The organism is Nocardioides cavernae (assembly GCF_016907475.1).
GTDB classification, from domain to species: Bacteria; Actinomycetota; Actinomycetes; order Propionibacteriales; family Nocardioidaceae; genus Nocardioides; species Nocardioides cavernae.
Map to the genome: position 1 here is coordinate 4,124,446 of NZ_JAFBCA010000001.1, position 12,744 is coordinate 4,137,189.

The 12,744-nt window shown below is 71.3% G+C and carries 11 protein-coding genes; 2 read left to right on the forward strand and 9 right to left on the reverse strand.

Translation table 11 applies throughout. From position 1 onward, the window contains the following. Window positions 1-27: 27 nt before the first annotated feature. Window positions 28-840, reverse strand: coding sequence for a class I SAM-dependent methyltransferase (locus JOD65_RS19485; protein WP_191194957.1), 813 nt, complete (start codon window positions 838-840; stop codon window positions 28-30). Window positions 841-876: 36 nt separating this feature from the next. Between JOD65_RS19485 and JOD65_RS19490 the strand changes: the two genes are divergently transcribed. After that, window positions 877-2,052: a hypothetical protein gene (locus JOD65_RS19490; protein ID WP_191194956.1), complete on the forward strand. Its 1,176-nt coding sequence runs from the start codon at window positions 877-879 to the stop codon at window positions 2,050-2,052. A 55-nt stretch (window positions 2,053-2,107) separates the two neighbouring features. On the opposite strand, the gene JOD65_RS19495 is transcribed toward JOD65_RS19490, so the two are convergent. The 8 genes from JOD65_RS19495 to JOD65_RS19530 all read right to left on the reverse strand — a co-directional run bounded on the left by JOD65_RS19495 (window position 2,108) and on the right by JOD65_RS19530 (window position 11,454). Beyond that, window positions 2,108-3,151 carry a MaoC family dehydratase gene (locus JOD65_RS19495; RefSeq protein ID WP_191194955.1) on the reverse strand — a complete coding sequence of 348 codons (1,044 nt, stop codon included), beginning with the start codon at window positions 3,149-3,151 and terminating at the stop codon, window positions 2,108-2,110. Between the two features lie 112 nt (window positions 3,152-3,263). Next, window positions 3,264-4,274 carry a sugar phosphate isomerase/epimerase family protein gene (locus JOD65_RS19500; RefSeq protein WP_191194954.1) on the reverse strand — a complete coding sequence of 337 codons (1,011 nt, stop codon included), beginning with the start codon at window positions 4,272-4,274 and terminating at the stop codon, window positions 3,264-3,266. After that, window positions 4,274-5,431 (reverse strand): Gfo/Idh/MocA family protein, encoded by a 1,158-nt coding sequence (locus JOD65_RS19505; protein WP_191194953.1) that lies wholly within the window; start codon window positions 5,429-5,431, stop codon window positions 4,274-4,276. Before JOD65_RS19505 ends, JOD65_RS19500 begins: the two co-directional genes overlap by 1 nt. Before the next feature lie 31 nt (window positions 5,432-5,462). After that, window positions 5,463-6,305: a sugar phosphate isomerase/epimerase family protein gene (locus tag JOD65_RS19510; RefSeq protein WP_191194952.1), complete on the reverse strand. Its 843-nt coding sequence runs from the start codon at window positions 6,303-6,305 to the stop codon at window positions 5,463-5,465. Window positions 6,306-6,444: 139 nt separating this feature from the next. Next, window positions 6,445-7,695 (reverse strand): substrate-binding domain-containing protein, encoded by a 1,251-nt coding sequence (locus JOD65_RS19515; RefSeq protein WP_191194951.1) that lies wholly within the window; start codon window positions 7,693-7,695, stop codon window positions 6,445-6,447. Next, window positions 7,695-8,801 (reverse strand): ABC transporter permease, encoded by a 1,107-nt coding sequence (locus JOD65_RS19520; RefSeq protein WP_191194950.1) that lies wholly within the window; start codon window positions 8,799-8,801, stop codon window positions 7,695-7,697. The genes JOD65_RS19515 and JOD65_RS19520 overlap by 1 nt, the downstream gene beginning before the upstream one ends. Further along, entirely contained in the window at window positions 8,798-9,928 is a 1,131-nt protein-coding gene (locus JOD65_RS19525) for an ABC transporter permease (protein ID WP_191194949.1), read from the reverse strand. Before JOD65_RS19525 ends, JOD65_RS19520 begins: the two co-directional genes overlap by 4 nt. Then, a complete protein-coding gene (locus tag JOD65_RS19530; RefSeq protein ID WP_204811301.1) occupies window positions 9,925-11,454 on the reverse strand; it encodes a sugar ABC transporter ATP-binding protein in 1,530 nt (509 codons plus the stop codon). Before JOD65_RS19530 ends, JOD65_RS19525 begins: the two co-directional genes overlap by 4 nt. Before the next feature lie 96 nt (window positions 11,455-11,550). Here JOD65_RS19530 and JOD65_RS19535 point away from each other — a divergent pair, with 96 nt between their 5' ends. Continuing rightward, a complete protein-coding gene (locus JOD65_RS19535) occupies window positions 11,551-12,744 on the forward strand; it encodes an ROK family transcriptional regulator (protein ID WP_307821279.1) in 1,194 nt (397 codons plus the stop codon).

Consider the following 12,744-nt stretch of genomic DNA (forward strand, 5'->3'; position numbering starts at 1 on the left):
TCAAACCCGGCAAGCCGGGTCGAGCGGTTAACCCTTGCGCAGCACGTCGATCCGCGCGCCGAGCTTGCCCATCGTCCGGTAGACCTGCCAGCGGCAGTCGCCCAGCATCGCGTCGTACGCCGCGTCCCCGAACTCGGCCCGGTAGCGCTCGGGCTCGCGCAGCAACCGCGCCAGGTGCAGGAGGGCGCGGCCCCCGCTGCCGTCCTGCTCCTGCGACCACTCGCCCCACTCGGTGGACGCGTCGATGGTGTCGACCACGTGCAGCCCCGACCGGGCGATCGCGTCGTCGACGACCCGCGGGTCGGCGGAGGCGGGCACCACGCCCATGACGTCGAAGAGCCAGTCGGCCTCCTCGTCACCGAGCAGGTCGGTCGCGACGGCCTGGAACGCCACGACGTGGCCGCCCGGCCGCAGCACGCGGGCGAACTCCGCGAAGGCGTCGTCGGGATGCTCGACGTGGACCATCACGTCGCGACACCACACCAGGTCGAGCGTGGCATCGGCCACCGGAAGGTGCGTGGCCGTGCCGCGCTCGAACGCGAGCCGGGAGGAGATGTCGGGCACGAGGTCGCGACGGGCGGCTCGGGCGAGGTCGAGGTGGCGCTGCACCGGGTCGATGCCCAGGACGCGGAAGCCGAAGTGGGTCGCGAGCCGGACGGCGTGGGCGCCCTCGCCGCACCCGACGTCGACCACGCGGCTGTCGGGGCGCAGGTCGAGCTCGCGCACCACCTGCAGCAGCACCGACGGGTCCCGCGGCGCGAGGCTCTCGTCGAGGCGTGCCGAGAAGGCCGCCTCCAGCCGCGGGTAGGTGTCGTAGAAGAACGTGCGATCCCAGGCCACGGTCCGAGTCTGACGCCACCAAGTAGGGTCACCCGCATGGCACGCCGCGTGTTCCTCCACGTCGGCACGGCGAAGTCGGGGACCTCCTTCCTTCAGGACCTCTGGTGGCGACACCGCGACGAGCTGCGCGGCCGCGGGCTGCTGCTGCCCGGCGTGCGCCGCGACCACTTCGCCGCAGCCGCCGTCGTCAAGGGCATGAGCGGAGTCGTCGAGACGCTCGTCGACCGCGAGCGCGACGCCTGGCGGCGCCTCGTGGAGGAGGCGCGGCACTGGCCGGGCGACGTGCTGCTCACCAACGAGCACTTCGCCGACTCCCCCGCCGAGGCGGCGAGAGCCGCCCTCGACGACCTCGCGGGCGCCGCGGACGAGGTCCACGTGGTCGTCACGGCCCGCGACCTCGGACGGGTGCTGCCCTCGGCGTGGCAGCAGCGGGTCAAGATGGGCGCCCGGCAGGCCTACCGCCGCTTCCTCGCCACGGTGCGCCGCGACGAGGACGACCAGAAGTTCTGGCGCTACCAGGACGTGCCCGCGATCCTCGAGCTCTGGTCCTCCGGCCTCCCCGACGAGCGCGCCCACCTCGTCGTCGTACCTCCTCCCGGCGCGCCGCGCGAGGAGCTGTGGCTGCGGACCGCCTCGGTCCTCGGCGTCGACGTGTCCGGTCTCGACACCGAGGCCGATCGCCCCAACGCCTCGCTCGGCCTGGTCGAGGCGGAGCTCCTGCGACGGATCAACGAGCGGCTGCCACGGTCGGAGCGGTCCCCCGAGCTGACCCGCCACGTGAAGGGGACGTTCGTCCCCGAGGCGCTCGTCGGCTCGGCGGCGCGTGAGTCCTTCGTCCTGCCCGCCCGGCACCACGGCTGGGTGCACGAGCGCTCGGCGGCCATCGTCGCCGACCTCCGCGCCAGCTCCTACGACGTCGTGGGCGACCTCGACGACCTGCTGCCGGCGCCGCTCCGCGACGGCCGCACCCCCGACGACGCGACCGACGAGGAGCTGCTCGCAGCAGCCCGCACGGTCCTGCTCCGCCTCGGCTCCGACTCCGAGCCGGCGTCGCTCGAGGAGGCCGTCGGCCTGATCGCCGACGACCTGCTCGGCCGCGTGTCGCCGGTGGCGCCCGACCGAGCGGAGTCCCAGCCACCTTCCGAGGCTCCCGAAGGTGGCTCAGGCACCGCCCTCGGGCGTGTTCTGCGACGGCTCACCGAACAGCGGTGAGCCAGCCACGTCGCGAGCCTCGCGAAGGTGGCTCACACACCGCCCGGCGCGCGGCTCAGCGCGGGACGAGCGCCCAGAGGTCGAGGTCGAGCAGGACCCCGTCGGCGTACGTCCCGTCGTCGCCGCGCAGCGTCATCGACTCGTCCCGGCCCCGGGTGGCGACCAGACGCAGCCGCAGTGCCCCGACGCCGGGCGCGTCGAGGGTCACGGTGTCGAGCACCTCGGACCAGGCGTGGACGGTGTCGCCGGCGAACGCCGGCGCGACGTGGGCGCCGGCGTTGATCGCGGCGACGAGCTGGGCGTTGGCCAGGCCGTTGAAGGACAGTGCCCGCGCGAGCGAGATGACGTGGCCGCCGTAGACGAGCCGCCGGCCGTCGGGGCGCGCGTCGGTGTTGAAGTGCACCTTGGCGGTGTTCTGCCACAGCCGGGTGGCCATCATGTGCTCGGCGTCGGTCAGCGTCACGCCGTCGACGTGGTCGATCCGCTCCCCCACCTCGTAGTCGCCGAGCCGGTGCGGCTCCCCGGCGGCCACGTCGTCGTACGACGAGAAGTCGAGGCCGGCGGGCACCACCAGGTCCTCGGGCGCGACGACGTCCGCGAGCGACGGGACGACGGTCTCGGGGGCCGGCGAGTCCGCCGACCGCTTGTGCACCATCACCCAGCGGGCCCAGTCGATCGCGACCTCGCCTCGCTGGTTGGTGGCGGTCGACCGCACCCAGACCACCCCGGTGCGGCCGTTGGAGTTCTGCTTGAGGCCGATCACCTCCGAGCTGGTGCGGAGGGTGTCACCGGGCACGACCGGCACGTGGAAGCGGCACTCCGCGTAGCCGAGGTTGGCCACGGCGTTGATCGAGACGTCGGGCACCGTCTTGCCGAAGGCGACGTGGAAGCCGATCAGCTCCTCGACCGGGTGGGCAGACAGCCCGACGGACGCCGCGAACTCCGCCGACGACGGGACCGCGAAGCGCGTCGGGTAGATCGCGCCGTAGAGCGCCCGGTCGCCCTCGGTGACCGTGCGTGGGGTGGCGTGCTCGATGACCTGCCCGACGGAGAAGTCCTCGAAGAAGTTGCCGGCGTTGGTCTTGGCCGCAGAACTCATGTCGCACATCGTGCCGCAGGCGCCGGGCTCCCGGCGGAGCTGGGCGGGTGCGATGCGTCACGCAGGCACCATGAAGGGGTGGGCCCGGACGACCTGACCGGCGGCGAGGAGTCTAGGACTCCGACTGCTTGCTGAAGGCGGCGTCGAAGGACTGCGCCGGCGGCTCGAAGTCGAGCGCCCGCAGGCGCTCGAGAGCCTCGGGGGCTCCGCGCAGGCGGTCCATCCCGGCGTCCTCCCACTCGACCGAGATGGGGCCGTCGTAGCCGATCGCGGTGAGGGCGCGGAAGCAGTCCTCCCACGGGATGTCGCCGTGGCCGGTGGACACGAAGGTCCAGCCGCGCCGCTGGTCGTCCCACGGCAGGTGCGAGGAGAGGATGCCGTTGCGGCCCCCACCCATCCGCATCCGGGTGTCCTTGCAGTCGACGTGGTAGATCCGGTCGGCGAAGTCGGAGATGAACGCGACCGGGTCGATGCCCTGCCACATCATGTGGCTGGGGTCCCAGTTGATGCCGAACGCCGGCCGGTTGTCGATCGCGTCGAGCGCGCGCCGGGTGGTCCAGTAGTCGTAGGCGATCTCCGAGGGGTGCACCTCGTGGGCGAAGCGCACGCCGCACTCGTCGAAGACGTCGAGGATCGGGTTCCACCGGTCGGCGAAGTCCTGGTAGCCGGCCTCGATCCGCTCCGCGGGCACAGGAGGGAACATCGCGACGTACTGCCAGATGGAGGACCCGGTGAAGCCGACGACGGTCTTCACGCCGAGCTTCTGCGCGAGCCGGGCGGTCAGCTTCATCTCCTCGGCGGCGCGCTGGCGCACACCCTCCGGGTCGCCGTCGCCCCACACGTGGTCGCGGACGATGGCCTGGTGCCGGAAGTCGATCGGGTCGTCGCAGATCGCCTGGCCGGTGAGGTGGTTGGAGATGGCGTGCAGCTGGAGGCCGTGCTTCTCCAGGATGCCGAGCCGCTCGGCGACGTAGTCGTCGTCGTCCCAGCGCCAGGCGTCGAGGTGCTCACCGGAGACGGCCACCTCGAGGCCGTCGTAGCCCCACTCGGCGGCGAGCCGGGCCACCTCCTCGAGCGGCAGGTCGACCCACTGGCCGGTGAAGAGGGTGAACGGGCGACCCATCAGAGACCCCCGTCGACCTCGACGCAGCTCCCACCGCGGGCGGAACTGGCCTCGATCGCGGCCAGGACGCGCTGGACGGCGATCCCGTCCTCGAACGACGGCGTGGGCTCCCGGCCCGCGGCGAGCGCGGAGAGGAAGTCGGAGGCCTGGTTGGTGAAGGTGGCGTCCCAGCCGAGGACGTGCCCGGGCGGCCACCAGCCGTCGATGTAGGGGTCGTCCTGCTCGGTGACGAGCTCCCGGCTGAAGCTGTCGGCGCCGTCGAGGCAGACGTCGAGGTGGTTGAGCGACTCGAGGTCGAAACGCAGCGCGCCGTTGCTGCCGTAGACCTCGATGCCGAGGGCGTTCTTGCGGGCGGTCGCCATGCGGGTCACCTCGAGGCTGACCACGGCACCGCCGTCGGTGCGCAGGGTGCCCCACGCGGCGTCGTCGACGGTGACCTCCTCGGTGCCGTCGGCACCGGTGCGCTCCGGGACGAAGGTGTGGGTGATCGCGTTGACCGCGGTCACCTCCTGGCCGAGCAGGAAGCGCACCTGGTCGACGGCGTGGGAGGCCAGGTCGCCCAGCGCGCCGGAGCCGGCGAGCTCGCGGCGCAGCCGCCAGGTCATCGGGGCGGCGTCGTCGGCGAGCCAGTCCTGCAGGTAGGAGACGCGCACCTGTCGCACGTCGCCGAGACGGCCCTCGGCGATGTGGCGCTGGGCCAGGGCGAGCGCCGGCACGCGCCGGTAGTTGAAGCCGACCATCGAGTGCACGCCGCGCTCGCGGGCGGCCTTCGCGGTCGCGACCATCTTCTCCGCCTCGGCCATGGTGTTGGCCAGCGGCTTCTCGGCGATGACGTGCTTGCCCGCCTCGAGGGCGGCGATCGCCACCTCGGCGTGCAGGTGCCCGGGGACGCACACGTCGACGATGTCGATGTCGTCGCGCTCCAGGACCTCACGCCAGTCCGTGGCCGACTCGGCCCAGCCGTACTGCCCGGCCGCGGCCGCCACGGCGTCCGCGTCACGACCGACCAGCACCTGCTGGCGTACACCGGGAGCGCCGGGGCGCAGGGCCGCGACGTTGCGCCACGCGTGGGAGTGCGCCTTGCCCATGAAGGCGTATCCGATGACGGCGACTCCCGGGGACCCGGCGGCGCCCGATGCGCTGGGTGTGCTGGTCACGTGCTTCTCCTGACTTGCGGGGGACGGTCGCTCAGGCGAGGGACCGGAGGAAGGACAAGCCGTCTCGGGCGAGCTCGTCCTGGGTGGGTGCCAGCGGACGCCAGATGGAGGCAGCCGTGGCGATGGAGGCGTTGTCGGCGGTGAAGCTCTCGATGACGAGGGGGCCGTCGTAGCCGACGTCGTCGAGCGCGGACACCAAGGCCTTCCAGTCTGTCTGGTCGCCGCCGGGCGCGCCACGGTCGCTGCCGCAGACCTGGACGTGCGCCAGGTGCTGACCGGCGGCTCGGATCGCGTCCGCGCTGGACCGCTCCTCGATGTTGAGGTGGTAGCTGTCCAGGGCCAGGCCGAGTCCCTCGCCGAGCAGCGGCTCGAGCGCGGTCAGGGCCTGGTCGACGGTGTTGACCAGGGAGGTCTCGTAGCGGTTGAGCGGCTCGATCCCGAGCCGGACGCCCTGCGCGACTGCGTGGTCGACCACAGGGGCGAGGTGCGTGCGGAGGACGTCGTACGCCGCCTGCCGCTGGTCGGCGTCCATCCGCCAGACACGGCCGGTCGAGGCGTAGAACGGGCCGCACACCGACCGCGCGCCGATGCCGGCGGCGAAGTCGATGCAGGCGCGGAGGTAGTCCTGGGTGTCGGCGACGCACGACGCGTCGACGAGGTCGCGTCCCGGAGCCATCGCTCCCACGACGCACGGCGTCAGGCCGGTCTCGGCGAGCACGTCGGACACGACGGGGACGGTGAGGTCGCCGGCGTTCTCCAGCGGGAGCTCGACGGCGTCGAAGCCCATGCCGGCGATCCGTCGCAGCAGGTCGGGCGCGCCCGCGTCGGTGAGCGGCGAGGTCCAGACCCACGTGTTGACGCCGATCTCTCGCATGGGGCGGTCCTTCCTGGGGCGGTGTGTGTGCGTGGGGTGCGTGCTGGGGGTGGTGCGGGGACAGGTGTCGGTGGGCCGGGGCGAGCCCGGCCCACCGACGGGTGGATCAGATCACGACGAGATCCGGTTCAGGGCCGGATCAGGGGATCTGGCGGTCCTGCCAGACCTCGGGGTAACCGACGAGGTCCTCGCCACCGAACTTGGCGTAGTGGCCGTCGGGCATGCCGTCGTTGGCCTCGAGGTAGTCGGCGCGCTCGTCCTCGGTGATCGGGGTCTGCGGGAGCACCCACTCCTTCGGGACCTCCTCGCCAGCGAAGATCTTCTCGAGCGCGAGGAGCGGGGTGCGCCACTGGAAGTTGGAGTAGACGGGCGCCAGGCCGGTCAGCCCGGTGTCCTCCCACTTGCGCAGGAAGCTCATCTCGTCCTCACCGGTCATGACCGGGTAGTCGGCACCGAAGTCCTCGAAGGACTCGATGGCGGCGACGGCGCCGTCACCAGCGTCCATCCAGATGCCCTGGACGTCGCCCTTGCCGAGCTCGTCCGTGATGATCTTCTTGATCTCGGTCGGGTCGGCACCGGTGAAGTAGTCGACCGCCTCGATCCCGTTCTCCTCGAAGAGCTTCTCGGCAGCCGCCCAGCGCTGCTCGAGCACGTCGACGCCGGGCAGGATGCGCAGCGCGACGACCTTGTCGCCCTCCTCGAGGTTGTCGATGAGGAACTCGGCGGTGTCGATGCCCCACGCGAAGCCACCGATCGGGTGGATGAAGCTGGTGGCGCAGTCGGTCTGCACGCCGCGGTCGAACACCACGACGGGCTTGCCGGTCTCGCACGCACGCTCGACCGCGTCGGTCATGGCCGCGGTGGAGTTGGGCGAGATGATGAAGGCGTCGCAGTCGCCCTCGGAGATGAAGTAGTCGATGTCGGCGATCTGGGTGTTGTCGTCGTCACCGGCGTCGCGGGTCTCCATCTCGGAGATGACACCCTTGTCCTGCAGGTCCTTGAGCTGCTGGTTCATGGTGATCCAGCCGGTCTGGCGCCACGGGTTGGAGATCGAGGCGTTGGCGAAGCACGCCTTCTGGGCACCGTTGGCCTTGAAGTCGGCCGTGTCGGTCATCTCGCCGTCGATGTACTGCAGGTACGGCGTCTCGGGGTCTCCCTCGAAGGTCGCCGACCGCTGCTCGTACTGCTCGTCGTAGACGGCCTGGTCGAACCATTCCTGCTCCCCTTCGGGGCTCTCCTCCGAGGCCTCCGGGGACTCGGACGTCTCCGAGCTCTCGTCGGTGCCCGACGTGGAGTCCGTCGGGTCCTCGGTGCTGCACGAGGTGGCGAACACCCCGAGCAGCAGGGCCGAGGCCACTGCCATCGGCGCGCGGTGGATCTTGTGGCGCATCAGTTTTCTCCTGTTTCAGTGCCCGGGCGGGCAGTGGTGGGTGATGGTGCAGGTGCAGCTGACCGAGAGGGGGGACGACGACCCAGGGACCACGCCCGCGCCGAGGCGGCGACGGCGAGGATGATGATCACGCCCTGGACCGAGTTCCTCCAGGTGGACTCGACCTCCTGGAAGTTGAGGAACGAGAAGAGCAGCTCCAGCGCGAAGGCGCCGGCGGCGGCCGAGAGCACCCAGCCGCGTCCGCCGCCCAGCACGACGCCGCCGAGGACCACGGCCGTGATGGCCTGGAACTCGTAGCCGGCGCCGACCGAGGGGTGCACTCCTGCGTAGCCGACGAGGAGGATGCCGGCGATGGTGGCCGAGAGCGAGGACAGGATGAACGCCCGGGTCTTGACCCACCAGACCTTCGCGCCGGCGAGGCCGGCGGCGTCCGGGTTGTCACCGGTCGCGATCAGCGTGCGGCCGAACGGCGAGCGCATCAGCCAGACGCTGCCGACGGTGACGACGACGAGGATGATGACCGAGTAGGGCAGCACGTCGAGGACGGGCACGTCCTGGACGCCGCCGCGCCCGATCTCGCGGAACGTGTCGACCGGGTTGCCGGTCGCCGCGCCGCCGGTCAGGTACTTCACCAGGCCGCCGAGGGCGAGCATGGTGCCGAGCGTGACGATGAAGCTCGGCACTCGCAGGATCGTGGTGCCGAGCCCGTTGACCACGCCGACGAGCACACCGATGACCAGCATCAGCGCGATGGCCGGGAGCACGCGTCCCTCGTCGTCACCGATGTAGTTGCCGGCGATCACGACCTGGGTCGCGATGACGGCGCCCATCGAGAGGTCGAACTCGCCGGAGACGATGACGTAGTACTGGCCCATCGCCGCGATCGCGATCGGCGCGGTGCGGCCGATGAAGCGAATCAGCTGCGGCGGCTCGCCGAAGGAGGGGTTGACCCAGACGACGGCGATGAAGAGCACCGCAAGCAGGATGAAGACCGCTCCACCCGGGGTCAGCGCGCCGCGGACGAGCCGCTGCAGGACCGAGCCCTCGGTGAGCGGGAGCGTACGGCCGGCCGCGGAGGCCTCGGGGCTGGAGGTCGCGGTGCTCATGCGGTCTCCTCCTTCGTGTTCGAGCCGGGGGTGGGCAGCGAGGGCCTGTTGCCCGCGAAGCGGGGCGGACGGCGTACGACGCTGCGGCGGGCGTAGACGGCGACGGCGAGCACGATGACGAGGCCGCGGACGAAGTCCTTGAGGAACGGGTTGACCTGCATGACGCCCATGACGTTGTCGATGACCGCGAAGATCGCGACGCCGCCGATCGTGCCGACCACGCTTCCCTTGCCGCCGGCCAGCAGGGTGCCGCCGAGGACGACCGCTGCGATCGACAACAGGTCGTAGCGTCCCTGCGAGCCGATGGTCGGCAGGCCGACACCCGTGCGGGAGAGCAGCAGCAGCCCGGCGATGCCGGCGAGCACCGAGCACAGGACGTGCGCGGCGATGACCGGGACGGACGTGCGGACGCCCGACATGCGGGCCACGTCGCGGTTGCCGCCGATGGCGTAGATGTGGTGGCCGAGCCGTGTGTAGCGCAGCATCAGCGTGACCAGCAGCGCCGCCACGAGCAGGAGGATGAAGGCGGTCGGGATCACCGCGGCGATGCCGCTGCGCCCGAACAGCTCCAGTGCCGGCGACGCGTCGCCGTGGCTGCCCTGGTAGTTGGTGGCGAGGTAGCCGCTGACGATCAGGCCCACGCCGAGGCTGGCGATGAATCCGTGCACGTCGAACACGCTGACGAGCACGCCCATCGACAGCCCGACGATCGCGCACAGGATCAACGTGTTGAACACCGCGGCGTACAGGTTGGAGTCGAGGCCCTTCATGCCGCCGGCCGCGATCACCGTCGCGAGGCTCACCACGTAGGGAACCGAGAGGTCCAGGCTGCCGACGAGGATGACGAGGGTCTGGCCGATCGAGATCAGACCGAGCACGCTCATCGCGGTGAGGACGGCCCAGATGTTGCCCTGGCTGAAGAAGTTGCGGCCCTCGGCGGCGGTGAGCACGGCCGAGACCACGACCACGCCGACCAGCACGAGGTAGATCAGTGCGGTCGAGTCGAGCTGCTTGGCCCCGCGCGGTCGCGCGGCGCGCCGACGGCGTACGGACTCGCGGCTCTCCACGTTGGCGGCCGGGTCGGGGGTGTTCGCCGGATCCGGCGTCCTGTCTGTGGTGGCGCTCATGCTGCTTCCTCGCTCGCTGCACCGGTGGCCATCGCCAGCACGGCTTCCTCGCTCGCACCCGCCGGGAGCTCACCGGCGAGGGTCCCGTCGCGCATCACGAGGATCCGGTCGGACATGCCGATCACCTCGGGGAGCTCGCTGGAGACCATCAGCACGGCGACGCCCTTGCGGGTCAGCTCGCGCATCAGCTCGTAGACGCGGTGCTTGGCACCGACGTCGATGCCGCGGGTGGGCTCGTCCATGAGCACCACCAGCGGGTCGATGCTCAGCCAGCGGGCGAGCACCACCTTCTGCTGGTTGCCGCCGGACAGGAACTGGACCTCCTGGGCCAGGCTGTGGGCCGCGACGTCGAGGTTGGACAGCACCCCCGGCATCTCGCGCCGGGCGGCAGCGGTGCGTCGCGGGAAGACCGAGCGCACCACCCCGAGCGCGTTGTCGAGGATCGACTGGTTGAGGGCGAGGCCCTTGGCCTTGCGGTCCTCGGTGATGAAGGCGAGGCGGGCGCGCACGCCCTGGCGGGGGCTGCTGACCTTGAGCGGCGAACCGTCGAGGGTGATCGAGCCGCGCGACACGGGGTGGACGCCGAAGACGGTCTCGAGGAGCTCGGTGCGTCCCGAGCCCTGCAGCCCGGCGATGCCGACGATCTCGCCGGCCCTGACCTCGAGGGTCACGCCGTCGACGTAGCCGTTGCCGACACCGGCGAGCGCCAGCCGCACGTCACCGACGGTGACGTCGACGGGCTTGTCCGGGAAGTACGTCGTCAGGGGTCGGCCGACCATCAGGCGCACGAGCTCGCCCTCGGACAGCTCGGTGGCCGGCCGGGTGGCCACGTGCTGGCCGTCCTTGAGGATGGTGATCGTCGAGCAGAGCTCGAAGATCTCCTTCAGCCGGTGCGAGACGTAGACGATCGCCACGCCGCGGTCGGTGAGGCGGCGGATGATGGAGTAGAGGAGCTCGACCTCGTGGTCGGCGAGCGCGGCCGTCGGCTCGTCCATCTGGATCACCTTGGCGTCGAAGCTGACGGCCTTGGCGATCTCGACGATCTGCTGCTCGGCGACCGAGAGGCTGCGGACGAGGGTCCCGGCCTTCAGGCCGGAGACACCCAGGCCGGTGAGCAGCTCCTCGGTGTCGCGGCGCATGCGGCCGGTGTCGACCGGGCCGAAGCGGCCGAAGCGCCGTGGCTCGCGACCGAGCCAGATGTTCTCGGCGATCGTCCGCTCGAGGAGCAGGTTGAACTCCTGGAACACGGTGGACACGCCGGCGCGCTGCGCCTGGACCGGGTGGCTGAACGACACCTCGTCGCCGCCGACGACGATCGTGCCGCTGTCGGGGGTGTAGACGCCGGCGAGCATCTTCATGAGCGTCGACTTGCCGGCGCCGTTCTCGCCGACGAGGCCGTGGACCTCACCGGCACGCAGGGTCAGGTCTAGACCGTCCAGCACGGTGTTGCCGAAGAAGCTCTTCGTCATCCCGGTCGCGACGAGGGCGTTCTCGACGGGGTTGTTCTCGGGTGTGATCGGGGGCACGGGCGACACTGTGGCACGCGTCACGGGCTTCTGTCGAGTACCTGTCAAAAGTGTTACCTCTAGCGTGCAAAGTCATGCATGTGCTTGACTCCGCCCGTGCGAACCGGTGAGCTTTTCGATCTCCTCCGTGACGGAAGGCCCTGGACACGAGCCCAGCTGGCCGAGGCGACCGGCCTGGCCCGATCGACGATCACCGCCCGCATCGACACCCTCATGCGCCTCGGCCTCGTTGCTCCCTTCGGCGGGGCCCGGTCCACCGGCGGTCGTCCCCCGGCCCTCTTCGCCCTCAACCCCACCGCCAAGCTCGTGGTCGGTGTGGACGTGGGCGCGACCCACGCCAGCGCGGCCCTCACCGACCTGAACGGCTCGATCCTCGGCGAGGTCGATGCGCAGATCGCGGTCGCCGACGGTCCCGAGGCGGTCCTGTCCTGGGTCGTGGAGTCCGTGCGCGACCTCCTGGAGGCCAGCGAGCGCCCCGTCGAGGACCTCGCCGCCATCGGCATCGGCCTCCCCGGCCCGGTGGAGCACTCCACCGGACGCCCCATCAACCCGCCGATCATGCCCGGCTGGGACCGCTTCGACGTGCCGGCCTACCTGCAGGAGAAGTACCCCGTGCCGGTGCTCGTCGACAACGACGTCAACATCATGGCGCTGGGCGAGCGCCGCCGGCACCTGCGCGACGTGGACGACCTCGTCCTCATCAAGGTCGCGACCGGCATCGGCGCCGGCATCGTGTCGGGCGGCATCCTGCAGCGTGGCGCCCAGGGCACGGCCGGCGACCTCGGGCACGTCCGGGTGCCCGGCGCGGACGACGTGCCGTGCCGCTGCGGCAACTCAGGTTGCCTCGAGGCCGTCGCAGCCGGTCCCGCCCTCGCGGCCGCCGTGCGTGCCCAGGGCGAGCAGGCCGAGACCGGCGGCGACGTGGTCGAGCTCGTGCGGTCGGGCAGCCGGGTCGCGATGGGCGTCGTGCGCCAGGCCGGGCGCGACATCGGCGAGGTCGTCGCCACCATGGTCAACCTGATCAACCCGTCGGTGGTCGTCATTGGCGGCCAGGTCGCCGGCGCCGGAGAGCACCTGTTGGCCGGGATCCGCGAGTCGGTCTACCACCGGTCGCTGCCATTGGCGACCGAGCACCTGCGCATCGTCACGTCGCGCGCCGGCGGTGAGGCGGCGGTGCTGGGGGCCTCGGCGCTCGCGATCGAGCACGTCCTCTCCCCCGACGCCGTCGAGGCGGCCAGCGAGGCGCTGGCAGCCGCCGACGCCGCGGCCGAGGCGGCCGGCGGTCGCTGA

Coding starts and splice junctions, on each gene's coding strand:
- JOD65_RS19515 (WP_191194951.1), bottom strand. CDS start 7,695: ATGCGCCACAAGATCCACCGCGCGCCGATGGCAGTGGCCTCGGCCCTG.
- JOD65_RS19520 (WP_191194950.1), bottom strand. CDS start 8,801: ATGAGCACCGCGACCTCCAGCCCCGAGGCCTCCGCGGCCGGCCGTACG.
- JOD65_RS19490 (WP_191194956.1), top strand. CDS start 877: ATGGCACGCCGCGTGTTCCTCCACGTCGGCACGGCGAAGTCGGGGACC.
- JOD65_RS19495 (WP_191194955.1), bottom strand. CDS start 3,151: ATGAGTTCTGCGGCCAAGACCAACGCCGGCAACTTCTTCGAGGACTTC.
- JOD65_RS19500 (WP_191194954.1), bottom strand. CDS start 4,274: ATGGGTCGCCCGTTCACCCTCTTCACCGGCCAGTGGGTCGACCTGCCG.
- JOD65_RS19525 (WP_191194949.1), bottom strand. CDS start 9,928: ATGAGCGCCACCACAGACAGGACGCCGGATCCGGCGAACACCCCCGAC.
- JOD65_RS19510 (WP_191194952.1), bottom strand. CDS start 6,305: ATGCGAGAGATCGGCGTCAACACGTGGGTCTGGACCTCGCCGCTCACC.